The organism is Streptomyces zhaozhouensis (assembly GCF_900230195.1).
Taxonomy (GTDB): domain Bacteria; phylum Actinomycetota; class Actinomycetes; order Streptomycetales; family Streptomycetaceae; genus Streptomyces; species Streptomyces zhaozhouensis.
In genome coordinates this window covers 106,084-129,145 of record NZ_OCNE01000017.1, presented here as the reverse complement: position 1 = coordinate 129,145, position 23,062 = coordinate 106,084, and the positions used below count along the sequence as shown (strand labels likewise).

The window sequence follows — 23,062 nt, the reverse complement described above, 5'->3', positions numbered from 1 at the left end:
CACCCCGTCCCCACCGGGCGGGGTGGCCGGGCGGGCGGATTTGACCGGCTTGTTGCGCCGTCCGTATTCTTGGCGACTGGCGTGTCACTGGACACGCCATGCCTCTGAGCATCTTCCTCCCGACGACTGCCACCGGCTCCGCGCCGCGCTGGTCGGGAGAGGCCGGGCTCGCGCCCGTCGCTGGCATCGGGGGCTCCGCACCGAGTGAGAGAGAGTTTGGCGTGTACGCGATTGTGCGCACCGGCGGCCGTCAGCAGAAGGTCGCCGTGGGTGACGTCATCGAGGTCGACCGGCTGGCCACCAAGGAGGTCGGCGACACCGTCGAGCTCTCCACCCTGCTCGTGGTGGACGGCGAGACCGTCACCAGCGACCCGTGGGTGCTGGCCGGCGTGAAGGTCCAGGCGGAGGTCCTCGACCACCACAAGGGCGAGAAGATCCGCATCCAGAAGTACAAGAACAAGACCGGCTACCGCCGGCGGATGGGTCACCGTCAGCTGCACACCCAGCTGAAGGTCACCGAGATCCCCGCCCCGGCCGCGAAGTAAGGGACTGAACCGAGATGGCACACAAGAAGGGCGCGTCCTCGACGAGGAACGGCCGTGACTCCAACCCCCAGTTCCTGGGCGTGAAGCGGTTCGGCGGCCAGGTGGTCAGCGCGGGCGAGATCCTGGTCCGCCAGCGCGGTACCCACTTCCACCCCGGCAAGGGCGTGGGCCGTGGCAAGGACGACACCCTGTTCGCCCTCCAGGCCGGCGCGGTGCAGTTCGGCACCCACCGTGACCGCCGGGTCGTGAACATCGTGTCGGTCGCCAAGTAAGGCGCGACCGGAAGCAGTACCGGGGCGGACCGCACTTCCCTCGCCGGGAAGCGGTCCGCCCCTCGCGTTGTTGCGCACCGTGAAGGTCGCGCACCGCCGACGCCGGCGCTCCGCGCCTCATCACCCCGTGCCCAGCCGAGGGCGGGCACCGTTCGATCGCCGGGAGGCATTCGTCATGACAACCTTCGTGGACCGCGTCGAGCTGCATGTCGCCGCGGGTAACGGGGGCCACGGCTGCGCCTCCGTGCACCGGGAGAAGTTCAAGCCGCTCGGCGGTCCCGACGGCGGCGACGGCGGGCGCGGCGGCGACGTGATCCTGGTCGTGGACCCCGAGGTGACCACGCTGCTGGAGTACCACCACCGGCCGCACCGCAAGGCGACCAACGGCAAGCCGGGCGCCGGCGGGAACCGGACGGGCGCGCTCGGCAAGGACCTGGTGCTGCCGGTGCCGGACGGCACCGTGGTGCTCAGCCCCTCGGGCGAGGTGCTGGCGGACCTGGTCGGCCCGGGGACCTCGTTCGTCGCGGGACAGGGCGGCAGGGGCGGGCTCGGCAACGCGGCGCTGGCCTCGCCGCGTCGCAAGGCGCCGGGGTTCGCGCTGCTGGGTGAGCCGGGCGAGAGCCGCGACCTGGTGCTGGAGCTGAAGACCATCGCGGACGTGGCGCTGGTCGGCTACCCGAGCGCCGGGAAGTCCTCGCTGATCTCGGTGCTCTCGGCGGCCCGGCCGAAGATCGCCGACTACCCGTTCACCACCCTGGTGCCCAACCTCGGTGTGGTCACCGCGGGCGAGACCGTCTACACGGTCGCCGACGTGCCGGGGCTGATCCCCGGCGCCAGCGAGGGGCGCGGACTGGGGCTCGAGTTCCTCCGGCACGTGGAGCGCTGTGAGGTGCTGGTGCACGTGCTGGACTGCGCGACGCTGGAGACCGAGCGCGACCCGCTCACCGACTTCGGGGTGATCGAGGAGGAGCTGTCGCAGTACGGCGGGTTGGACGACCGGCCCCGGCTGGTGGTGCTGAACAAGACCGACATTCCCGAGGGACAGGATCTCGCGGACATCGTCCGGCCCGAACTGGAGGCGCGCGGCCTGCGCGTTTTCGAGGTCTCCGCCGTTTCCCGAAAGGGCCTTCGGGAGCTTTCCTTCGCTCTCGGTGAGCTGGTGACCAGCGCTCGGGCGGCGAAACCGCGCGAGGAGGCGACGCGCGTGGTGATCCGCCCCAAGGCCGTTAACGAGGTCGGCTTCACCGTTACCCCGGAAGGTGAAGGTTTGTTTCGGGTTCGGGGGGAGAAGCCGGAACGTTGGGTGCTCCAGACCGACTTCAGCAACGAGGAGGCCGTCGGATATCTCGCCGACCGCCTCAACCGGCTCGGCGTGGAGGACGAACTGCTGCGCCAGGGCGCCAGGGAGGGCGACGGCGTCGCCATCGGGCCCGAGGACGACGCGGTGGTATTCGACTGGGAGCCGTCCGTCACGGCCGGCGCGGAGATGCTGGGCAGGCGTGGCGAGGATCACCGGATGAACCCGCTGCGACCGGCGGCCGCGCGCCGCAGGGACCGGGAGGCCAGGCGGAAGGACGCCGCCCAGCGGGAATTCGAGGAATTCCGACCCTTTGACTGATTTGCGCGTTTCGGGCGAGCGTTACGGAGAGTTCGGAAAACCCTTGCGGGGTTCGTCGTTTGGGGGCCCCGCAGGGTAACGGTACGCTGTCTCAAAGCGATAACGGTCGGCAACGGTTAGTCCGGCTTAGGGGTCAAGCTTCCACGGGGGTTAACCTTCTCCTCGCGTAGGCGACACTTCTTGATACCGGCAGGAGCTTCCTTGACCATGCAACCCAAAGGGCCGTCCCCGCACACCACAGCGGTCGTTCTCGCCGGTGGCACGGGCCAGCGTGTGGGGCTTTCCATACCGAAGCAGCTGATCAAGGTCGCCGGTAAGGCCGTCATCGAGCACACGCTGGCCATCTTCGAGGAGGCCGATGACATCGACGACGTCATCGTGCTGATGGCCCCCGGATACGCGCCCGACGTGGAGCGCATCGTCGCCAAGAGTGGGCTGACCAAGGTCAGCCGCGTCCTGGAGGGCGGCAGCACGCGGAACGAGACCACCCAGCGCGCCATCGACGCCCTGGGGGAGGGCCTCGCCGAGGGCGAGGACCGGAACGTCCTCTTCCACGACGCCGTCCGGCCGCTGCTCTCGCAGCGGGTGATCACCGACTGCGTGCGCGCGTTGGAGCGTTACCAGGCGGTGGACGTCGCCATACCGTCCGCGGACACGATCATCGTGACCCGCACGCACGGTGAGGACGGCGAGTTCATCACCGACGTCCCCGACCGGTCCCGGCTGCGGCGCGGCCAGACACCCCAGGCGTTCCGGCTCTCCACGATCCGCCGGGCGTACGAGGTCGCGGCCGACGACCCGAACTTCCAGGCCACCGACGACTGCTCCGTGGTCCTGAAGTACCTGCCGGACGTGCCGATCCACGTGGTGCCGGGCGACGAGTTCAACATGAAGGTGACCCAGCCGGTCGACGTGTTCCTCACGGACAAGCTCTTCCAGCTGGCCTCCACCGCCGCCCCCGCGCAGTCCGACGAGGCCGCCTACCGGGAGCGTCTGGCCGGCAAGACCGTGGTCGTCTTCGGCGGCTCCTACGGCATCGGCAAGGACATCTCCGACCTGGCCGCCGGCTACGGCGCGACCGTCTACCCGCTGGGCCGCTCGACCACCGGCACCCATGTGGAGAACCCGGAGGACGTCGCCGCCGCTCTCGCCAAGGCGCACGCGGACACCGGCCGGATCGACTACGTGGTGAACACGGCGGGCGTGCTGCGCATCGGCCGGCTCGACGAGACCGACGACGCCACCATCGAGGAGGCGCTGAAGGTCAACTACCTGGCCCCCGTGCGGATCGCCAGGGCCGCCCACCGCTACCTCGCGGAGAGCGGCGGCCAGTTGCTGCTGTACACCTCGAGCAGCTACACCCGGGGCCGGGCCGAGTACAGCCTGTACTCGTCGACCAAGGCCGCCATGGTCAACCTGACCCAGGCGCTCGCCGACGAGTGGGCCGGCGACGGCATCCGCGTCAACTGCGTCAACCCGGAGCGGACCGCCACCCCCATGCGCACCAAGGCGTTCGGGCAGGAGCCGGCCGGCACGCTGCTCTCCTCGGAGGCCGTGGCCCGCACCTCGCTCGACGTGCTGCTCTCCGCCATGACCGGGCACGTCATCGACGTCCGGCAGCAGGACCCGACCGCCGACGCGACGCAGGCCGGCTCGTTCGAACGCGCCCTGGCCGCCGCCCTCAGCTCCGAGGCCGACGGGGGGGTGGCATGACGGCAGGACTGCTGCGCCGTCTCGTCGGCGTGACGTCCGGCGCCGAGCTGCTCGCGGCGCTGGTCGTGGTGGTCAGCTACCCGCTGATGCTGCTCACCGCACTGCTGCCGGCCACCGGCGCGTTCGCCGTCGTGGCGGCCCTCAGCTATCTGGGCGACCACTACCTGCACCGCAGCGGCAGCTATCTGCTGGTGCGGATGGGCAAGGCGCGGGTCGGCCTGACGGTCCGCTTCCTCGTCCGCCAGCTGCTGCTCGTGCTGCTGCTGGCACGCACCGGCTGGACGGACGAGACGGTGGCGCAGGTCGCGGTCGTCGGGCTGCTGGCGTTCTACGCGCTCCAGGTCCCGCACACCGCGCTGGTCACCGTGCTGCGGCGGAAGCGGCGGCTGCCGTTCGCCACCCGCAACATCGACCTGTCGACGATGCCGGTGCCCGACGGCGCCCCGCGCTGGCTGACCCACCGGGCGGTCGAGAAGGTGCTGCACGCCGAGGTCCCGATGTTCGCGGGGCTGCTGGCGATGGTGCTCACCGAGGAGACGCTCCCCGGCTACGTCGGGACGGTGGCCGCGCCCGCGCTGGTGCTGCTGTACCTGCTGGCGCTGCTGCCCTACCTGCGCGCCGCCAAGCTGCCGCCGGACCCGGAGGGCGCGCTGGAGTGGTTCGACGGCTGGCTGCGCGAGCACCGGCCGGAGACCGCGCTCTACTTCTCCGGTTCCAAGGAGTCGGTCTACCAGGCCGACATGTGGCTGGAGACCATGGAGCGGCTGGACAGCAAGCCGCTGGTGATCCTGCGGGAGCGGGCCATCCTCAACCGGCTGGCCACCACCACCGTGCCGGTGGTCTGCGTGCCGAGCGCGGTCCACCTGATGAACATGGACCTCTCCATGCTGCGCGTCGGCCTCTACCCGGCCAACGTCGGCAAGAACCTGCACCTGTTGCGGGTCCCCACCATGAAGCACGTCTTCATCGGGCACGGCGACAGCGACAAGATCGCCAGCATCAACCCGTACGCCAAGGCGTACGACGAGGTGTGGTCCGCCGGCCGCGCAGGCCGCGACCGCTACGCGCTGGCCGACGTCGGCGTGCGGGACGAGGACATCGTCGAGGTCGGGCGCCCGCAGCTGGCGTCGATCCTCCCGGCGAGCGCCAGGCCCGAGGGGCGCGTCCCGACCGTGCTCTACGCCCCCACCTGGGAGGGCTGGACCGACGACCCGGGGAACACCTCGCTCCTGCTGGCCGGCGAGAACATCGTCCGCAAGCTGCTCACCGCCGAGCGCCCGGTGCGGGTGATCTACAAGCCGCACCCGTTCACCGGCACCCGCAACCCGGCGGCCGGCGCCGCCCACCAGCGGATCGTCGCGCTGATCGAGGAGGCGGCCGCCGCGCGCGCCGCCGACCCGCGCTGGGCCGCCGAGGCCGAGCGCACGGCCGCCGACCGCGCGACGGCGCAGGCGACGCTGCGCGCCGTCGAGCAGGCGGGCGGCGGGAGCGCGGCGAAGCTGGCGACCGTCTGGGACGACGCCTCGGTCTCCCGGGACGCCCAGACCCCGGCCGACCAGGCGGCGGTGGAGGAACGTGCCTTCGCCGAGTGGAACGAGGCGTTCTGGCGCTCGTTCGGCTGGTGGGAGCACCGGGTGATCACCGGCTCGCAGCCGCGCCTGTTCGACTGCTTCAACGAGTCGGACGCGCTCGTCTCCGACATCTCCAGCGTGGTCTCCGACTGGATCGCCAGCGGCAAGCCGTACGCGGTCTCCGACTCGGCCGAGCTGGGCGCGGACGAGTTCCGCCGGCAGAACACCGCAGTGCGGGCCGCCGTGATCCTGTCCAACGACGCGGCGCAGCTCGACGAGCTGCTGGACGCCGTCACCTCGCCGGGCGCCGACGCGCTCGCCCAGGACCGTGTCGAGCTCAAGCACTACCTGCTCGGTCCCGACGAGCCCACCTCGTTGGAGCGGTTCAACGCGGCGGTCAACGCGCTCGCCGCGCGGGCCGAGGCGCGCAACCAGGCCCTCGGCGAGGCGGGAACGGCGGCCGTGGTGAGCACGTCCTAGTCGTGTCCGCCCTGTTTTGACCGTCCGAGCAGCATCCGGTGCGGCGGGTCCGTCCCGCCGCCCATCGTTCGCAGTAAGAGGAAGAGGCACGAGTCCGTGGTCGCGAAGCCTGAAGAGATGATCCCGGAGGAACTCCGGCGACGGATGCGGTTCCTCCCGGAGGCCACCGGGGCGGAGCGCGAGGAGTTCTTCGAGGAGGTCACCGCCTTCCTGGCGGGCGCCGACGAGAACAAGCTGCGGAAGTTCCCGCCGGTGGCCCGCATCAAGTGGCACCTGGCCAAGGAGCGGCGCGTCGACGAGCTGCTGGCGGTGCTGGCGTTCGAGCGGGAGAACCCGTCGGCGTTCCCGGTGCGCGGTCGGCTGCGGCCGGCCGTCGCGATACCGGGCGCCGACACCGCGCGGCTGCCGGCCTCCGTCAGCCGGCTGCGGCTGCGCGAGATGCCGGTGCGGGCCAAGGCCACCGAGGTGCTGTGGCAGGACGGCAAGCTGGTCCTGCGCGGCTTCGGCTACGTGCTCAACCTCCCGGACGGCGCGCACGCGCCGCTGCCCAGGCTCGCGTGGCTGCGCGCCAAGGGCGGCCGGCGGGTGCCGGTCAAGCTGCGCACCGAGGAGGCGACCCGGGCGACCAGGGACTCCAAGCAGGCGCTGCACAACTACGACAACGCCGGCTTCGAGCTGGTCATCGACCCGGCCAAGCTGAAGTCCAGGGGCCGCTGGAAGGCGGGCACCTGGGGGCTGACGCTGGCGCTGCCCCGGCCGGGCGGCTATGTGCCGGGCCATGTCGACCGCGTCGACATCGGCTCGGCCGGCCACTCCCAGTCACGCGACCTGGGGGACGGCGCCCGCCTGGTGGCCAGCTTCGTCGAGGGCCGCTTCCAGGTGGCCGTCGAGATGCCCGAGGCAGAGGTCACCGACCAGGAGCTGGTCGACGGGGAGACGCTGCGCCTGGGGCTGCGCGCCCCGGCCGGCGGCAAGCGGCCGACGAAGCTGCGGATCGCCCGCAAGGGCCAGCAGTCCGGCGACGCCTACGCCCTGGAGCAGGGGGACGGCGAGGTCGGCTTCGCCCGGTACACCGCGGACATCCCGCTGAAGAACCTGACGGTCGCGACCAGCGCCGACCAGAAGACCCAGGACTTCGTCACCCACATCGACTTCGCCGACGGCAGCGACCGCCGCGCCACCGTGCGCGAGGGCTTCGTGCCCGGCCGCTACGCCCGCCCGTCGAACCGCGAGATCGCGGTGACCACGGACGGCCCCGGCCTGTTGAAGCTGCACGACCGGGCGCGGCAGGCGGTCGTCGACTCGCTGCGCTGGGAGGACGGCGCGCTGGTCGCCGAGGGCGACTACGAGGGCCCCGGCGACACCAAGCGCTTCATCCTGCGCCACGGCGAGCGCTTCGAGGAGCACGTGCTGCCGCTGGAGTGGGCCGACGGCCGTTTCCGCGTGCGGATCACCCCGGACCGGATGGCGGTCTACGACGCGACGCTCCCGCTGCGCGCCGGCCGCTGGTACATGTGGCTGCGCGACAGGAACGCCTGGGGCAACGGCGCCGACACCCCGGTCAAGCTGCGCGCCGACCTGATCGACGAGACGCTGCCGCTGCGCAAGCGCGTCGCCGGCCGCACCTACACCGTCAACCGCCGCTACTTCGACCGGCTCTTCCTCGGCTCGGGCCCGGTGCTCAAGGCCGAGGAGCGCGGCGCGTGGCGGCAGCGGGAACTGCGCCAGGTGCACACGCCCCGGTTCAAGAAGGAGCCGCTGCGCGAGACGGTCTTCTACAACAGCTTCGGCGGCAAGCAGTTCTCCGACTCCCCCCGCGCGATCTTCGAGGAGTTCGAGCGGCGCGGCATCGAGGTGGAGCACCTGTGGTCGGTCGCCGACGAGCAGGTCGCGCTGCCGCCCGGGGTCCGCCCGGTGGAGTGGCACAGCACCGAGTGGTACGAGGCGCTGGCCCGCAGCCGCTACGTGGTCACCAACGTCGGCCTCGGCGACTGGTACGAGCGGCGCGACGGGCAGTGCGTGGTGCAGACCTGGCACGGCACCCCGCTGAAGAAGATCGGCGCCGACCTGCTGGGCACGCCGAAGGCCAACCTGGCCTACATCGCGAGCCTGCCGCACCGTTTCCGCCAGTTCGACATCGTGGTCTCCCCGAACGCGTTCACCACCCCGATCATGCGGAACGCGTTCCGCTGCGAGGGCGAGGTACTGGAGGCGGGCTACCCGCGCAACGACATCTTCCACCGGCCGGACCGGGAGAAGATCGCGCAGCGGGTGCGCGCCACGCTCGGCATCCCCGAGGGCAAGAAGGTGGTGCTCTACGCCCCGACCTGGCGGGACGACCAGCGGCACACGGCCTCGAAGTTCAAGCTGGACCTCCAGGTCGACCTGACGGCCGCCGAGCGGGCGCTCAGCGACGACCACGTCTTCCTCTTCCGCAAGCACCCCAAGATCCTGGACGCCATCCCGGGCGCGGGGCAGGGCTTCGTGTGGGACGTCTCCGCGTACCCGGACATCGCCGAGCTGTACCTGATCACGGACGTGCTGATCACGGACTACTCGTCGGTGCTCTTCGACTTCGCGCACTCGGGCCGGCCGATGCTCTTCTTCACCTACGACCTGGAGCACTACCGGGACACGCTGCGCGGCTTCTACTTCGACTTCACGGAGAAGGCGCCGGGGCCGCTGATCAAGACCTCGGAGGAACTGGTCAGGTCCATCCGGGACATCGACAAGGTGGAGCGGGACTACCTCGGCAAGTACGCCAGGTTCGTGAAGGACTTCTGCGAGCCGTCGGACGGGCTGGCCACCAGCCGCGTGGTGGACCGGATGCTGGAGATCGGCAGGGAACGCGCGGGAGGCGGCGCGTAGCCGCCCCCCGCGGGGGTTCTCAGTGGGGCGTCGACGTGGTCTTCCCGGCCGGGTCGGCGCCCTTCGCCGCGGTGGACGTCCCGGGCTCGGCCTTCGGCGCGGCGTCCTTCCCGCCCGCGCCGCCCTTCGGCTCGTCGGGACGGAAGAACCAGCGCATGTTCGGCTCGACCACCGGGCGCAGCAGCCGTTGCACGGGCGTCGAGCAGAGCAGCGAGATGCCGACGGCGGCCACCACCGAGCTGATCAGCAGCGCCGTCGGGGTGCTCTCCATCAGCTCCCCGTCGTACCAGCCCCACTCCACGGAGCCGCGGATCAGGAAGCCGTGCAGCAGATAGCCGTAGAGCGTGCCGGCGCCCAGCGCGGTGAACCAGCCGTGGCGGCCGGGCACCAGCGCGAGGAAGCAGCAGGTCAGCAGCACCGAGCAGCCGAAGATCGCCAGCGTCATCAGCACCCCGACCCACCACGGCTCGCCCAGCTCCTGGGCGCTGCCCCGGTGGTAGAACCAGGCGTACTCCATCCTCGGCTCGGCCCAGTAGGCGAAGAGCGCGGCGGCGGCGCCGACCGGCAGCGCCAGCAGCCGGGCGGCCCGGCGGCGCAGCATCTGGAAGTGCTCGGCGCGCACCGTCATGCCCAGCACGAAGAACGGCAGGAACTGCACCACGCGCTGGAGCTGGAGGTCGCCGCCCATCGTCGGGGAGGCGGTGGCCACCGCGGCCAGCGCCAGCGCCAGCGGCACCGGCCAGCGCACCGTCCTCCACAGCGGCACGGTCAGCCGCCATATGAAGAGCGCCACCAGGAACCACAGCAGCCAGCGCGGTTCGAAGAGCGGCAGATAGTTGTCGTCGTTGTCGTCGAGGTGGCGCAGGAAGTACGTGTAGGCGATCTGGAAGAGCACGTACGGCACCAGCACGCCCGTGACCAGCCGCCGCACCCGGTCGGGGCGGCCGTCCCAGTTACGGGAGAAGTAGCCGGCCACCAGGATGAACGCCGGCATGTGGAACGCGTACACGAACATGTACAGCGCGGTCACCGCGCGCGAGTCGGCGCGCAGCGGCTCCCAGGCGTGGCCCATGGCGACCAGCACGATCGCCAGGTACTTGGCGTTGTCGAAGAACGCGTCGCGCTGCTTGGGCGCCTTGGCCTGCTTCGGCAGGCGCAGCGCCATGGTCTGCTCGGCGGACCGCTCGGGTGGGGACTGCGGCGATCCGGTCATGACGCCCCCTGAGGCTCGTCGCTGCGGGTGTGGGGAGGGGTAACGCTCATCACTCACGAACCCTAACGGCAGTGGGCGCGTCGGTGACCCGGCGGTGTCCCGCAGGTGTCCGTCGGCCGGGCGGGGCGTGGGGCGCGGCAGACTGGCCGCCATGGACGCGAGGACGAGGACGAGGACGAGCGGCGGGGCGAGCAGGCGGCAGTCCGTGGAGACGCCGGCGGGCGAGGCGCGGATCAGCTGGTGGGACGCGCCGGACGCCGGGTGTGTGCTGGCGCTGGGGCACGGAGCCGGCGGCGGGATCGAGGCGCGCGACCTGGCGGCGCTGGCCGCCGCGCTGCCGGCGAACGGGGTGAGCGTGGCGCTGGTCGAGCAGCCGTGGCGGGTGGCGGGGCGGAAGCTGGCGCCGGCGCCGCGCACGCTGGACACCGCGTGGCGCGCGCTGATGCCCGTGCTGGCGGAGTCGGGGCTGCCGCTGGTGGTCGGCGGGCGCAGCGCCGGCGCGCGGGTGGCGTGCCGCACGGCGCTCGAAACGGGCGCGCGCGGGGTGGTGGCGCTGGCCTTCCCGCTCCACCCGCCGGGCCGCCCCGAGCGTTCCCGGGCGGACGAACTGCCGCTGGGGCAGCTGCCGTTGCTGGTGGTGCAGGGTGGGCGCGACCCGTTCGGCAGGCCGGCGGAGTTCCCCGCGGGGGTGCGCCCGGTGGAGGTGCCCGAGGCGGACCACTCCTTCGCGGTCCCGAAGCGGGCGGTGCCGGGGCAGGAGGCCGCGCTGACGGTGCTGACGGACGCGGTCGCCGACTGGCTGGCGACGGTGCGCTAGTGGCCTGGGGGGCGCGGGGCACGCCCCCTCAGGCCGTGCCCCGGTGCGGGAGGGGTTTGAGCGGTCGGCCGCCGGGGCGCCCGGCGGCTCACCTGGTGACGTCGCTGCGCTGCCGCTCCCCGTTCCCTCGCAGGGCCTCGCGCGCCCTGCGGGCCTCCGCCGCCGCGCACAGGGCGGTGACCGCCCGCTGGAAGCGGACCTGGGACGGGGGGTCGCTCGGGCCGAGCAGGAACTCCCGCAGCTCCCGCCGCGCCCCGGCCAGCCGGTCGCGGCGGGGGTCGACGACCGAGGCGAGCAGGGCGGGGAGCCCGGACGCGTCGGGGCCGAGCACGGTGGCGGCCCTGACCGTCGGGTTGGCGGCGCGGAAGGACCGTTCGTCGAGGCCGCTGGTGTTGACCACCGCGTAGGGCTTCACCCCGGCCAGGTAGTCGGCGACCACGCTGGAGACGTCGGAGATCAGCAGGTCGGCCTGGTTGAAGCAGCTGTAGAGGTCGGGGCGCGGCCCGGTCAGCACCAGATGGCCCTCGGAGTCCTGTGCCGCCCAGAACGCGGCGCGCCAGGCTCGGGTCGCGGCGGCCACGGCCTCCGCGCGGCCCTCGTCGGGAGCCGACTCGCGCAGCATCCGCTCGGCGTCGTCGGCGCCCGGCCGCGCGCAGGCGGTGGTCAGGGCCTCCAACCGCGCGGTGCGTCGGGCCAGTTCCGCGGCGGCCGCGTCGTCCACCGGCGCGCGGGTGGCGGTGAGCGCGCCTCGTTCGGCCAACGCGCCCGTCGAACGCCGCAGCAGCGCGCGGCGGTTGGCGAGCGCCGGCGCGGAGGAGCCGGCGCGCGCCGCTCGACGTGTCTCGGCCGCCTCGACGAGCGCCCTGATGCGCCGGTCGGCCTCGCCGAAGCGCGGATCGACCGAACCGGTCATCGGGTGCGGCTTGTAGAGGAGCCGCACCCGGGGGTCGGACAGCAGCGCGGTGACCAACTGCTCGCCGGCGAGCAGCACCGAGGTGTTGCCCGGGTCGTTCGTCCATCCCTCCCAGGTCGGTGCGTACAGCACGGTGATCGGCCCGTCGGCGGGCGGCGGCCCGGTGTAGGGGTGGATCGGCGCGAGCTGGGGCCGGCCGATCTCCACCACGTCCCGGTCGTCCACCCCGACGTCGGCCAGCGCGTAGCGCTCCCTCGCCGCCGGGCCGGCGACCCACACCTCGTCGTAGACCTTGGCGTACGGGTTGCAGCTGGAGAGCTTGTCGCTCTCGCCGTGGTTGACGAAGGCGTGCTTGATGGTCGGGATGCGCAACACCTGGGAGGTCTTGGGCGCGTTGGCCGGGTGGATCAGCACCTTGAGGGTGGAGTGCTCAAGCAGCATCAGGTGCACCACCTTCGGCACGCAGACCACCGGCAGCTCGGTCGGCGCCAGTTGGGGCACCAGGGCGCGTTCCCTCAGCACCACCAGTCCGTTGCCCTCCAGTGCCGCGACGGCGCCCAGCCACATGTTGACCTGGTAGGCGGTGCCGCTGCCGCCGGAGAAGTAGAGGCCGACATCGGGCCGGTAGGACTCCAGCCAGCGCTGGAACCAGGCGACCACCTCCTCGGTCGCCGGCGGCCGTCTGCCCGGCAGCAGCCAGCCGGCCAACCAGACGGCGGCGCCGGCGAAGAGCAGCAGCGAGCAGCCGATGCCCAGCAGGCTCCACACCGCCTCGCCGCTGGCCACCGTCCCCAGCATCCCGGCCGTGGCCGGCACGGAGAACAGCGGCATCCTCCGGTGCGCGACGGTCAGCACCCGGGGCGGGGCGGGGCTCAGCCGCAGCTCGGAGGCGTCGATGTTGCGCGTGAGCACCGGCAGCGTCCGCGAACGGCGCACCAGCACCGCCAGCCCCCTCGTGAGGAAGTGCGCGCCGTAGCAGGCCAGCAGACCGGCGACCACCAGCATCCTGACGGTCGTCGAGACCTCCGCCAGATGCGCGAGACCGAGCACCACCAGCAGGTCGCGCAGCAGTTGGCGCACCGTCTCGTCGCAGCGGACCCGGCCGAGCGGCACCAGCGCCGCCGGCCACCAGCGGCGCAGCACGAGATCGAGGGCGAGCCCCCCGGCGCCGGCGACGCACAGCAGCGCGGCGTGGGGGAGTTGGGCGCCCACCAACTGGGCGCAGAGAAGCAGCAGCAGCACACCCAGGGCGAGCCCTTGGGCGGCGCGGCGCGGAGACGGTCCAGCAGCCACAGGAAGTTCAGCTCCGGTGTGAGGCGTGCGAGAGAACGAGACGCTCTTCGGACGTGGGGCGAGGAGACCACCCGGGGCGGGCGGCGGGGAGGAGTGCGCGGAACCCACGGAACCCGTGGGCAAGCCATTTATCGCGCGGAGGGGCCGAGGTCATCCCGGAGGCGGGGAATTTCACCCTTGTGGGTGGCCGCGCACGGGAGCCTCCGGTGAAACGGCACGGCGCCCGACGGGCGGGGTGGCATACATTACGGTCGGCAGACCGGCCCGGCGTCGGGCGTGCCCCGGGAAGTACCAGGTCGTGCGGGAGTCACGGCGGCCGGACGGCTCGCACCCGCGCTCCGCGGGGCGCCCTAGACGCGGGGGCGCCGGACCCCGGATATCGCGCGCCGCGCGGTCGGGCCGGAGAGCGAACGTGAACAGGAAGGTGCCATGACAGCGGCACGGCAGGACGTCTCCGACGCCCGCAGGATCGTGGTCAAGATCGGCTCATCCTCGCTGACCACGGCGGCCGGCGGGCTGGACGCCGACCGGGTGGACGCGCTGGTCGATGTGCTGGTGAAACAGGACGGGAGGCAGATCGTACTGGTTTCGTCCGGTGCGATCGCCGCGGGGCTCGCGCCGTTGGGCCTCACCGGCCGACCGCGGGACCTCGCCCGCCAGCAGGCCGCGGCCAGCGTCGGCCAGGGGCTGCTGCTGGCGCGCTACACCGCCTCGTTCGCCCGTTACGGCCGCCGCGTCGGGCAGGTGCTGCTGACCACGACCGACACCAGCCGCCGCGCGCACTACCGCAACGCCTACCGGACGCTGGACCAGCTCTTCGCCATGGGCGCGGTTCCGGTGGTCAACGAGAACGACACGGTGGCGACCGACGAGATCAGGTTCGGCGACAACGACCGGCTGGCGGCGCTGGTGGCCCATCTGGTCAAGGCCGACCTGCTGGTGCTGCTCTCCGACGTCGACGGACTCTACGACGGCGACCCGGCCCGCCCCACCAGCAGCCGCGTCCCGGAGGTCACCGGGCCGGGCGACCTCGCCGGCATCGAGCTGGGCCGCGCCGGCAGGGCGGGGGTCGGCACCGGCGGGATGGTCACCAAGGTGGAGGCGGCGGGCATCGCCAACGAGGCCGGCATCCCCGTGGTGTTGACGGCCGCCAGCCAGGTCGCCGACGCGCTGTCCGGCGCGGCGACCGGCACCTACTTCCGGCCGACCGGGCGCCGCGCCACCGGCCGCCTGCTGTGGCTCGCCCACGCCTCGGTACCGCGCGGCGCGGTGGTCCTGGACGCCGGCGCGGTGCGGGCCGTCACCGAGCGCGGGGGCTCGCTGCTGCCGGCCGGGATCACCGGGGTGATCGGCGAGTTCGTCGCCGGTGAACCGATCGAACTGCGCGACGAGTCGGGCCGCGCCATCGCCCGCGGGCTGGTCAACTTCGACGCCAGGGAGCTGCCGCGCCTGCTCGGGCGTTCCACCAGGGAACTGGCGCGCGAGCTGGGCCCCGACTACGAAAGAGAAGTGATCCATCGCGATGACCTGGTGCTGTTGCGGGCATAAGTCATCCTGAGGGGGCCGTACACGGGAGGCTCGCCGGGCCGGTGCCGGATCTGTGAAAGACCAGCCTTTCCACCGAAGGTTCCGGGAAAAGCACCCGGCGGGGCGGGCGAGCTGGTCCACTCGTGCGTGGTGCCGGACCGGCACCCGACCGCACACGCAGCACGACTTCGCACCATGTCAGGAGGCTGTCGGTGAGACGACTGGCCAGCGTCGAAGGAGGCCGGCCGGCCCGCGAGCGGGACGATCCCGCGCACGCGGAGCGAGCACGGGGGAGCACCGAGGAGCAGCCGTCGCGGCTGTGGCACATCACGTTGAGCGTCGCGGGGCGGTCCGTTCCGCTGACCGACGTGCGGCGGGCCCTGGAACGGCTGGCTGACGACCATCCGTTCCTGCTCACCAGCCGCTACGCCGAGGACCACGCGGAGATCAGGTACTGGGAGGAGGCCAGGGACCTGCACGACGCCGCCGCGCTGGCGCTGCGGCTCTGGGGGGAGCACCGTCGCACCGCCAAGCTGCCGGCCTGGGAGATCGTCGGCCTGGAGGTCATCGGCCGGGACACCTACCAGCAGCGGATCTCCGAGGGGTACGGCCCGCCGCCGGCGCACCCGGTCGGGGTCCACCCGTACTGAGGCCGCGGGCGCGCCCGTTGTCGGTGCCGGCCGCTAGGGTGACACGCATGAGCAGCACAGCGCCCTCAGTGAACGCCTCGTCCGAGTCCGCCGTCCTCGCCACCGCGCGCCGCGCCAGGACGGCCGCGGCCGACCTCGCGCCGCTGCCGCGCACCGCGCGGGACGCGGCGCTGGCGGCCGTCGCGGACGCGCTGGTCGCCAGGGCGGCCGAGGTGGTCGAGGCCAACGCGGCGGATGTCGGGCGGGCCAGGGCCAACGGCACCTCCGCCGGCATCGTGGACCGGCTGACGCTCACCGAGGAGCGGATCGCCGCGATCGCCGCCGACGTGCGGGACGTGATCGCGCTGCCCGACCCGGTCGGCGAGGTGGTGCGCGGCTCGACCCTGCCCAACGGGCTCGAGCTGCGCCAGGTCCGGGTGCCGCTGGGCGTCGTCGGCATCATCTACGAGGCCAGGCCCAACGTGACGGTGGACGCCGCCGCGCTCTGCCTGAAGTCGGGCAACGCGGTGCTGCTGCGCGGCTCCTCCTCCGCCCACGCCTCCAACACGGCGCTGGTGGCCGTGCTGCGGGACGCCGTGGCCTCGGTCGGGCTGCCGGCGGACGCGGTGCAGCTGGTCCCGGGCGAGAGCCGGGACTCGGTGCACGAGCTGATGACGGCGCGCGGCCTGGTGGACGTGCTGATCCCGCGCGGCGGCGCCTCGTTGATCGAGACGGTGGTCACCGAGTCCACGGTCCCGGTGATCGAGACCGGCACGGGCAACTGCCATGTCTACGTGGACGCGGCGGCCGACCTGGAGCGCGCTGTGGAGATCCTGGTCGACTCCAAGGCCGACCGTCCCAGCGTGTGCAACGCGGCGGAGACGGTGCTGGTGCACGAGGCGGTCGCCGACCGCTTCCTGCCGATGGCGCTGGCCGCGCTGACCTCGGCCGGGGTGACGGTGCACGGCGACGAGTCCTGGCGCCGCGCGGGCGCTGAGGCGGGCATCGAGGTGGCCGCCGTCACGGACGAGGACTGGGCGGTCGAGTACCTGAGCTACGACATCGCCGCCGGTGTGGTGCCCGACCTGGACGCGGCGGTGGCGCACATCCGCCGTTGGACCTCGGGCCACACGGAGGCGATCGTCACCGGGGACACGGCGGCCGCGCGGCGCTTCGTCTCCCGGATGGACTCGGCGGCCGTGATGGTGAACGCCTCGACCCGCTTCACCGACGGCGGCCAGTTCGGCTTCGGCGCCGAGATCGGGATCTCCACGCAGAAGCTCCACGCCCGGGGCCCGATGGGGCTGCCCGAGCTGACCTCGACCACCTATGTGGTGACCGGAGAGGGTCACACCCGGGGGTGAATTCCCCTCGGGCCTCCCTAAGCCGCGTTCTTCGCCCTACGCTGGAAGGGTGCCGGACGACGTGGGAGGCCCGCCGTTCCCGGACGGCGAGGGGCCCGACAGCCAGGACGCGGGGGCGGCCGACGAGGCCCTTGCCGCCGTGGTGTTCGACGAGGAGTTCGTGACCGCCGCCCGCATCCACGAGCCCAGCGCGGAGGAGCGGTCCCGCGCGGCCGCCGCCGGCTGGGCCGACCCCGAGGGGCCGGGCTTCTACCGCGACCCCGACCTCGACCCCGGGGGCGGCCGGTCGTTCGGCCGCTTCGAGGGGGCGGAGGCGTGGGAGCGCGCCGAGGGACGGGCGGACGCCGACGGGCTGGCCGAGCGGGACGGCCCCTACGACCCGGAGGAGCTGGCGGGCCTGGACGACCCCGACTCCCCGGAGAACGAGGGCCGTTTCGACCGCTCCGACTACACCCGCTATCTCCCTGATCCCGCCGATCCCGCCGATCCCGTCGAGTCGCACGAGCGCGCGGAGCCGGGGTCCGCGCTGCCCCCGCACCGCCCTCCGGCGCCCGCGGGCCCGGTGCGGCGGCCGATGCGCTGGCAGCGGCCGGTGGCCTGCGTGCTGGCGATGGTGATGAGCCTGAGCGTCATCGCGCTGACCCTGATAGCGATCCAGCGCGCCAACTCCAGCCGCGAGCAGCGGCCGGCGCCGCCGCCCACCGTCCGCCCCGAGCAGAGCGCGCCGCAGGCCACGGGGACGCCCGCCGGCGAGACGTTCGCGGGGGGCGTGGAGCTGGTCGAAGGGGGCCCGTGAGCACCGCTCGCGCGCCCCAACCCTCCGACGCCGGCGGTCGCCTGGGCGCCGGTCGGACAAAATCGCCGCCCGAGGGGGCTTTTGGCACCCCGGGGAGAGTCCTAGGCTGGAGCGGTGGCCGGGAGATCTGACCCTCCCGAAGGAGGCCCCGGTGGCTCCTCGGGAGCCGGGGACGAGGAGTACCGATCGATCGTCTTCGACGACTCGTTCGTCAGTTCCGCGCGCCTCCAGGAGTACTCGGCGGAGCAGCGGCTGGTGGACCACACGGTCGCCGTGCGCGACCGGGCGCCCGAGCAGCCGTTGGGCATCGTCCGCACGGTGCCCAAGCAGGGGCTGGCGCTGGCGATGATCATCCTGTTGGCGTTCGCCGCCGCGATCTACCTGGGCGCCAACAACCCCTACCAGTCCCCGCGCTCGCTGGCCGCCGGCCGCCCCGCCGGCAGCACGGTGGCGCTGGTGCCGGACGGCGAGGTGCCGGGCGACATCGACGTGGAGCTGCTCTACGGCACGGGCCCGGTCCGCGAGTTCGGCGTGGGCCCCGGCGGCCTTGAGCTGCCCGACCCGAAGCCGACCACGCACTTCTCCCGCGAGCAGGTGATGACCGCGCTGACCCTCGCCAAGGAGTACCTGACGGCCAGCGCGCTCAACCCGGACGTCCTCGTCGGAGGCTCCCGCAGCGAGGTGCGCGAGCTGCTGGGGGTCGAGCAGCAGGACCAGTTCGACGTGGCGATGGACGGCGAAGGCGGCCCGTCCTGGGCGACGGACTGGCTGGTGCGCTTCGACCAGGACCGGGTGGAGATGGCCGACCCGCACGTGCGGGTCGACGGCGTCTTCACGTTCACCGAGGCGACCGACGACATGCTGGAGATAGCCGGGCACCACGTCTTCGTCTACGCCCTGCGCTCCTCGGAGTCGATGGGGGCGCCGGCCTCGCTCTTCGGGGTGCGGCGCGAGGTGCGCTTCCAGTTCGGCAAGGAGGAGCTGCGGGATCGCAACGTGGTGCTGCGGCAGGTGGACACCCTGGCCGGGCCGATGGCCTGCGAGGCCGACCCGGCGGACGCGTACGCGCCGCTGTTGGCCGGGGAGACGGCGTCCCAGCGGCTGGCCGGCGGCATCGACCCGTTGACCGCCGAGCAGGACCGCCCCGTCCTCTGCGCGGCCCTCACCCCCGGCCAGTTGAACGTGACCTAGCCAGTTGAACGTGACCTAGGGCCGGTGGCGGCCTGAGGGGCGCGGGGGACCGCGCGGTGCCCGGCGGCGGGGGCGGTCGACAGCGGTGCCGGGGGCCCGGGGCGGTCGGCCGCCGCGCGGGTCACTGATCAGGCGGTGTCTCGCCTCCGGGGCGACGCCCGGTCGCGAAGTCCCGCAGCTTGCCGCCGAGGTCGCTCGCGCCGCCCGCCACGTCGTTGACCAGCCGCATCAGCGGGTCCTTGCTGGTGCGGACCGTCCGCGCGTAGTGGCCGGCCGACTCGCGCATCGAGTCGCTGACGGACGCGTCGCCGTCCTCGTCGCGGCGCGGGTAGTGGCCGTCCATCAGCCGCTGGTAGTCCCGGGTCCTCGCCCAGTCGTGCAGCTCGGCGGCCCGGACGGCGGCGAACGGGTGGGTGCGCGGCAGCACGTTGAGGATCTTCAGCACCGAGTCGCGCAGATCGCCCCCGGCCTCGTACTCCCTGGCCTGGTCGAGGAACGCGTCGACGTTCATCTCGTGCAGGTGGTTGCCGCCGGCCAGCTTCATCAGGCCGCGCATCGACGCCTCGGGGTCCTGGCCGACGAGCAGGCCGGCGCGGTCGGCGGAGAGTTCCGACTTGCGGAACCACTCGCGCAGCGCGGTGACGATCGCCATGATCGCCACGTTCCCCAGCGGGATCCACGCGACCCGGACCGCGAGGTTGGTCAGGAAGAGCAGCAGGGTGCGGTAGACCGCGTGGCCGGAGAGGGCGTGGCCCACCTCGTGACCGATGACGGCCCGCATCTCGTGCTCGTCGTCGAGGAGTTCGACCAGGCCGGTGGTCAGCACGATCACCGGCTGGTCGAGCCCGATGCACATCGCGTTGGGCTTCGGGTCCTGCGAGACGTACAGCGGCGGGACGCGGTCCAGGTCGAGGATCGCGCAGGCGTCCAGCAGCATCTCGTGGAGATGCGCGAACTGCCGCTCGTCGACCCGCACCGAGTCGGAGAGGAACAGCAGCCGCAGGCTGCGCTCCGGCACCATCCCGCTCAGCGCCTTGAACACGGTGTCAAAACCGGTCAACTTCCGAAGGGCGACCAACGCCGAACGATCAGCCGGGTGTTCATAGGCGCGCGAGGAGATCCCCGGGAAGCGCCGCCGCCCGTCGTCGGGTCGTCGCACGGCGGACTCGACCCCCGCCTCCGACCGGCCCGCCACGTCGTCTCCCGGGCGCTCCCGGCCCTCGGCGCCCTCCCCGCGGGTGTGCTCCGGGCCGTCCGCGTCGTTCCCGTGCCCCGTGTTGTCCGTCATGTCCGCCCCCTCCGTCCGTGATGCGGCCGTCAGCCCACCCTGAACCGCACGGACGGGTGGGGGCAAGAGGCTGCCGCCTCCGCCTCCGCATACCATGACCCTACGTCCCAGCGTCCCGTTCCCGGATAGGCCGTCGCATGACCCAGATCAACGCTCTGACCGCCGACAGTTCCGTCACCGAGGCACTGCTCCCGCTCGCCTCCGAGGGAGGTGCGCACGACAGTCTGAACGCCTACGCCATCGGTGGTGGCGCGCTGGCTGGCCTGTTGTTGCTGCTCTGGATCACCACCCGGCTCAACCGCGACCGCTAGGGTCTGCTCCATGCGAGACCGGATAGCCGACGGCAAGCGGCGGCTCGGGGTGATGGGCGGCACCTTCGACCCCATCCACCACGGGCACCTCGTCGCGGCCAGTGAGGTGGCCGCGCGGTTCGACCTGGACGAGGTCGTCTTCGTGCCGACCGGACAGCCCTGGCAGAAGGGGCACCGGTCGGTCTCGCCCGCCGAGGACCGCTATCTGATGACCGTCATCGCGACGGCCTCCAACCCGCAGTTCTCGGTCAGCAGGATCGACATCGACCGGGGCGGCAAGACGTACACCATCGACACGTTGCGCGAGTTGCGTGCCGAGTACGCGGACGCCGACCTGTTCTTCATCACGGGTGCCGACGCGCTCGCGCAGATCCTGGGGTGGCGGGACGCCGGCGAGCTGTTCTCGTTGGCGCACTTCATCGGGGTGACGCGGCCGGGCCATGTGCTGGCCGACCCGGGGTTGCCGCAGGGCGGCGTCTCGCTGATCGAGGTGCCGGCGTTGGCCATCTCCTCCACCGACTGCCGGGCCCGGGTGGCCCGTGGCGATCCCGTCTGGTATCTGGTGCCCGACGGCGTGGTGCGCTACATCAACAAGCGCGCTCTCTACCGGGACCCGTCGCAACCCACCCGCTGAACGGACCGAAGGGCGGCACTGGTGAACGACCGACAGCAGCCGTACGGGCAGATCTACGGCTATGACGCGTACGGGCGCCCGCTGTACCACCAGCCCCCGCAGGACCAGGCCGGCGACCAGGGGACCGCGGACCACTCCGGCTACGGCTACGGCGGCGGTTACGGGTACCAGGAGCACGACTACCGGGGCGGAGGCCAGGGCTACCAGGAGCCCGGTTACCAGGACCCCGGCTACCAGGGCCAGGAGGGCTACGGCGGAACGCCGTCCGACCACGACCAGTGGGGCCCCTACGCCTCCGACACCGGCGCCCAGCGCCCGGTGCCCCCGGCTCCCGACTACGGCTACCAGGGACCCGGCCACGGCTACCCGCAGGGCACCGGCCAGGACACCGGCCCGCAGCCGCCGGTCACGGGGGAGTGGGACACCGGGCGGCAGGCGCCGGTCACGGAGCAGGGCTGGGACACGGGGCGGCAGGCGCCGGTCGCGGAGCAGGGTTGGGACACGGGGCGGCAGGCGCCGGTCACGGAGCAGGGCTGGGACACCGGGCGGCAGGCGCCGGTCGCGGAGCAGGGTTGGGACACGGGGCGGCAGGCGCCGGTCACGGAGCAGGGCTGGGACACGGGGCGGCAGGCGCCGGTCGTGGGGGAGTGGGACACGGGGCGGCAGGCGCCCGTGGAGGACACCGGCCAGCAGGCGCCCGTGCCGCCGGCGGACACCGCGCCGCCCCGGGCGACCGTTCCCGAGCAGCGTCGGGCCTCGCCCGACGAGGCGTACGAGACCGAGCAGTTCTCCTTCGTCGACGAGCAGTCCGAGGAGTCCGAGGACGTCATCGACTGGCTGAAGTTCAGCGAGAGCCGCACCGAGCGCCGCGAGGAGGCCAAGCGGCGCGGGCGCAGCCGCAAGCGGCTGCTGGTGGTGGCGCTGGTGCTGGCGCTGCTCGGCGGGGTCGGCTTCCTGTGGTCGACCGACCGGCTGCCGTTCCTGGGCGGCGACGCCGAGGAGGGCGCCGCGGGGGGCGGCGCGGAGGCGCGGGACGTGATCGTGGTCCATCTGTGGCCGGTGGACTCGGAGGAGACCTCCACCGCGCTGCTGGTCGCCAACGACTCGGCCGGCAGCGGCACCACGCTGCTGCTGCCCAACGAGCTCGCGGTCACCCCCGACGGCGGCGCCACCACCCTGGGCCAGGCCGTCGCCGACGAGAGCGCCGGCTCGGTGCGGGACGCGGTCGGCGCGCTGCTGGGCGCGGAGATCAAGGGCACCTGGCGGCTGAACACCCCCTCGTTGGCGAACCTGGTCGACCTCGTCAGCGGCATCACCGTCGCCACCGACACCGAGGTGCCCGGCGGCGAGGACGACGAGGGCCCGCTGGTCGAGGCGGGCGACGAGGTGCGGCTGGCCGGTCAGGAGGCCGTCGCCTACGCCACCTACCGCGCCGACGAGGAGCCGCAGTCCGCGCAGCTGGTCCGCTTCGGGCAGGTGATGGAGGCGGTGCTGGACAAGCTGCCGGCCACCGACTCGGGGGCCGTCACCGCCATGGAGAACCTCCGCCAGATCCACGACCCCTCGCTCTCGGAGCAGGAGTTGGGAGTGAGCCTGGCCACGCTCGCCGGCTACGCGCAGTCCGGTGACTACACCACCGCACCGCTCCCCGTCGAGGACGACGGCACGGTCAGTGACGAGACGGCCGACGGCCTGGTCCACGAGGTGCTGGGCGGCTCGGTCAGCAATGCGCAGTCCGGCGGCGCGGTCCGTTTCGGGGTCAGGGACGCGTCCGGTACCGGCGCGCTGGGCGAGATGGCGAGGATCGCGCTGGTCGGCGCCGGTCTGACGGTGGTCGACAACCGGGTGGTGGACGACACCGCGACGGAGTCGAGCATCCTCTACGAGGTCCCGGAGCACCGGGAGACCGCCCTCGACGCGGCGCGGACCCTGGGCCTTCCGGAGGACGTGGTCACCGAGGGCGACGGTCCGGGGACGGCGGACGTGACGGTGGTGCTGGGGCAGGACTATGAGCCGTGA

At 72.8% G+C, this 23,062-nt stretch carries 18 protein-coding genes; 15 read left to right on the top strand and 3 right to left on the bottom strand.

Annotated elements, in window-relative coordinates:
* The first annotated feature begins 221 nt into the window (after positions 1-221).
* The 6 genes from rplU to CRP51_RS21665 all read left to right on the top strand — a co-directional run bounded on the left by rplU (position 222) and on the right by CRP51_RS21665 (position 9,067).
* The gene (gene rplU / locus CRP51_RS21690) at positions 222-545 is read left to right on the top strand and encodes a 50S ribosomal protein L21 (protein WP_097232965.1); all 324 of its coding nucleotides are present in this window, start codon (positions 222-224) and stop codon (positions 543-545) included.
* A 14-nt stretch (positions 546-559) separates the two neighbouring features.
* On the top strand, positions 560-817 hold the full coding sequence (gene rpmA, locus CRP51_RS21685) for a 50S ribosomal protein L27 (RefSeq protein WP_097232964.1): 258 nt from the start codon (positions 560-562) through the stop codon (positions 815-817).
* A gap of 175 nt (positions 818-992) precedes the next feature.
* A complete protein-coding gene (gene obgE, locus CRP51_RS21680) occupies positions 993-2,435 on the top strand; it encodes a GTPase ObgE (RefSeq protein ID WP_097232963.1) in 1,443 nt (480 codons plus the stop codon).
* A gap of 207 nt (positions 2,436-2,642) precedes the next feature.
* Positions 2,643-4,148, top strand: a complete 1,506-nt coding sequence (locus CRP51_RS21675; RefSeq protein ID WP_097232962.1) for a bifunctional cytidylyltransferase/SDR family oxidoreductase — start codon at positions 2,643-2,645, stop codon at positions 4,146-4,148.
* On the top strand, positions 4,145-6,199 hold the full coding sequence (locus CRP51_RS21670; protein ID WP_097232961.1) for a hypothetical protein: 2,055 nt from the start codon (positions 4,145-4,147) through the stop codon (positions 6,197-6,199). Before CRP51_RS21675 ends, CRP51_RS21670 begins: the two co-directional genes overlap by 4 nt.
* A gap of 117 nt (positions 6,200-6,316) precedes the next feature.
* A complete protein-coding gene (locus CRP51_RS21665) occupies positions 6,317-9,067 on the top strand; it encodes a CDP-glycerol glycerophosphotransferase family protein (protein WP_097232960.1) in 2,751 nt (916 codons plus the stop codon).
* Positions 9,068-9,086: 19 nt separating this feature from the next.
* Here CRP51_RS21665 and CRP51_RS21660 read toward each other — a convergent pair whose 3' ends face one another.
* Positions 9,087-10,280 (bottom strand): acyltransferase family protein, encoded by a 1,194-nt coding sequence (locus CRP51_RS21660; RefSeq protein ID WP_097232959.1) that lies wholly within the window; start codon positions 10,278-10,280, stop codon positions 9,087-9,089.
* Between the two features lie 151 nt (positions 10,281-10,431).
* Between CRP51_RS21660 and CRP51_RS21655 the strand changes: the two genes are divergently transcribed.
* Positions 10,432-11,097: an alpha/beta hydrolase family protein gene (locus CRP51_RS21655; RefSeq protein ID WP_097232985.1), complete on the top strand. Its 666-nt coding sequence runs from the start codon at positions 10,432-10,434 to the stop codon at positions 11,095-11,097.
* An 88-nt stretch (positions 11,098-11,185) separates the two neighbouring features.
* Here the strand turns inward: CRP51_RS21655 and CRP51_RS21650 are convergent, their stop codons facing one another.
* The gene (locus CRP51_RS21650; RefSeq protein ID WP_141514641.1) at positions 11,186-13,303 is read right to left on the bottom strand and encodes a hypothetical protein; all 2,118 of its coding nucleotides are present in this window, start codon (positions 13,301-13,303) and stop codon (positions 11,186-11,188) included.
* Positions 13,304-13,732: 429 nt separating this feature from the next.
* Between CRP51_RS21650 and proB the strand changes: the two genes are divergently transcribed.
* The 5 genes from proB (at position 13,733) to CRP51_RS21625 (ending at position 18,810) form a co-directional block, all read left to right on the top strand.
* Positions 13,733-14,851, top strand: a complete 1,119-nt coding sequence (gene proB, locus CRP51_RS21645) for a glutamate 5-kinase (RefSeq protein ID WP_097232957.1) — start codon at positions 13,733-13,735, stop codon at positions 14,849-14,851.
* Between the two features lie 122 nt (positions 14,852-14,973).
* On the top strand, positions 14,974-15,480 hold the full coding sequence (locus CRP51_RS21640; protein WP_439333202.1) for a DUF8830 family protein: 507 nt from the start codon (positions 14,974-14,976) through the stop codon (positions 15,478-15,480).
* A 47-nt stretch (positions 15,481-15,527) separates the two neighbouring features.
* Positions 15,528-16,823, top strand: coding sequence for a glutamate-5-semialdehyde dehydrogenase (locus tag CRP51_RS21635; protein WP_097232955.1), 1,296 nt, complete (start codon positions 15,528-15,530; stop codon positions 16,821-16,823).
* Positions 16,824-16,872: 49 nt separating this feature from the next.
* Entirely contained in the window at positions 16,873-17,619 is a 747-nt protein-coding gene (locus CRP51_RS21630) for an SCO2584 family spore wall biosynthesis protein (RefSeq protein ID WP_097232954.1), read from the top strand.
* 114 nt (positions 17,620-17,733) lie between these two features.
* Entirely contained in the window at positions 17,734-18,810 is a 1,077-nt protein-coding gene (locus tag CRP51_RS21625) for an SCO2583 family membrane protein (protein ID WP_097232953.1), read from the top strand.
* Between the two features lie 121 nt (positions 18,811-18,931).
* On the opposite strand, the gene CRP51_RS21620 is transcribed toward CRP51_RS21625, so the two are convergent.
* Positions 18,932-20,098 (bottom strand): M48 family metallopeptidase, encoded by a 1,167-nt coding sequence (locus CRP51_RS21620; RefSeq protein ID WP_097232952.1) that lies wholly within the window; start codon positions 20,096-20,098, stop codon positions 18,932-18,934.
* Positions 20,099-20,235: 137 nt separating this feature from the next.
* Here CRP51_RS21620 and CRP51_RS28945 point away from each other — a divergent pair, with 137 nt between their 5' ends.
* From CRP51_RS28945 to CRP51_RS30030, 3 genes are read left to right on the top strand one after another with little or no spacing between them, the layout of a single operon-like run.
* The gene (locus CRP51_RS28945) at positions 20,236-20,409 is read left to right on the top strand and encodes a hypothetical protein (RefSeq protein WP_170184595.1); all 174 of its coding nucleotides are present in this window, start codon (positions 20,236-20,238) and stop codon (positions 20,407-20,409) included.
* A gap of 10 nt (positions 20,410-20,419) precedes the next feature.
* On the top strand, positions 20,420-21,043 hold the full coding sequence (gene nadD, locus CRP51_RS21615; protein WP_097232951.1) for a nicotinate-nucleotide adenylyltransferase: 624 nt from the start codon (positions 20,420-20,422) through the stop codon (positions 21,041-21,043).
* A gap of 21 nt (positions 21,044-21,064) precedes the next feature.
* Positions 21,065-23,062, top strand: coding sequence for an LCP family protein (locus CRP51_RS30030; protein ID WP_097232950.1), 1,998 nt, complete (start codon positions 21,065-21,067; stop codon positions 23,060-23,062).

What these genes read in the sequence shown, in the direction of transcription:
- CRP51_RS21655 (WP_097232985.1), top strand. Translation starts at nt 10,432, where the DNA reads ATGGACGCGAGGACGAGGACGAGGACGAGCGGCGGGGCGAGCAGGCGG.
- CRP51_RS21635 (WP_097232955.1), top strand. Translation starts at nt 15,528, where the DNA reads ATGAGCAGCACAGCGCCCTCAGTGAACGCCTCGTCCGAGTCCGCCGTC.
- CRP51_RS21620 (WP_097232952.1), bottom strand. Translation starts at nt 20,098, where the DNA reads ATGACGGACAACACGGGGCACGGGAACGACGCGGACGGCCCGGAGCAC.
- obgE (WP_097232963.1), top strand. Translation starts at nt 993, where the DNA reads ATGACAACCTTCGTGGACCGCGTCGAGCTGCATGTCGCCGCGGGTAAC.
- CRP51_RS21670 (WP_097232961.1), top strand. Translation starts at nt 4,145, where the DNA reads ATGACGGCAGGACTGCTGCGCCGTCTCGTCGGCGTGACGTCCGGCGCC.
- proB (WP_097232957.1), top strand. Translation starts at nt 13,733, where the DNA reads ATGACAGCGGCACGGCAGGACGTCTCCGACGCCCGCAGGATCGTGGTC.
- CRP51_RS21665 (WP_097232960.1), top strand. Translation starts at nt 6,317, where the DNA reads ATGATCCCGGAGGAACTCCGGCGACGGATGCGGTTCCTCCCGGAGGCC.
- CRP51_RS28945 (WP_170184595.1), top strand. Translation starts at nt 20,236, where the DNA reads ATGACCCAGATCAACGCTCTGACCGCCGACAGTTCCGTCACCGAGGCA.
- CRP51_RS21660 (WP_097232959.1), bottom strand. Translation starts at nt 10,280, where the DNA reads ATGACCGGATCGCCGCAGTCCCCACCCGAGCGGTCCGCCGAGCAGACC.
- CRP51_RS21675 (WP_097232962.1), top strand. Translation starts at nt 2,643, where the DNA reads ATGCAACCCAAAGGGCCGTCCCCGCACACCACAGCGGTCGTTCTCGCC.
- rpmA (WP_097232964.1), top strand. Translation starts at nt 560, where the DNA reads ATGGCACACAAGAAGGGCGCGTCCTCGACGAGGAACGGCCGTGACTCC.
- nadD (WP_097232951.1), top strand. Translation starts at nt 20,420, where the DNA reads ATGCGAGACCGGATAGCCGACGGCAAGCGGCGGCTCGGGGTGATGGGC.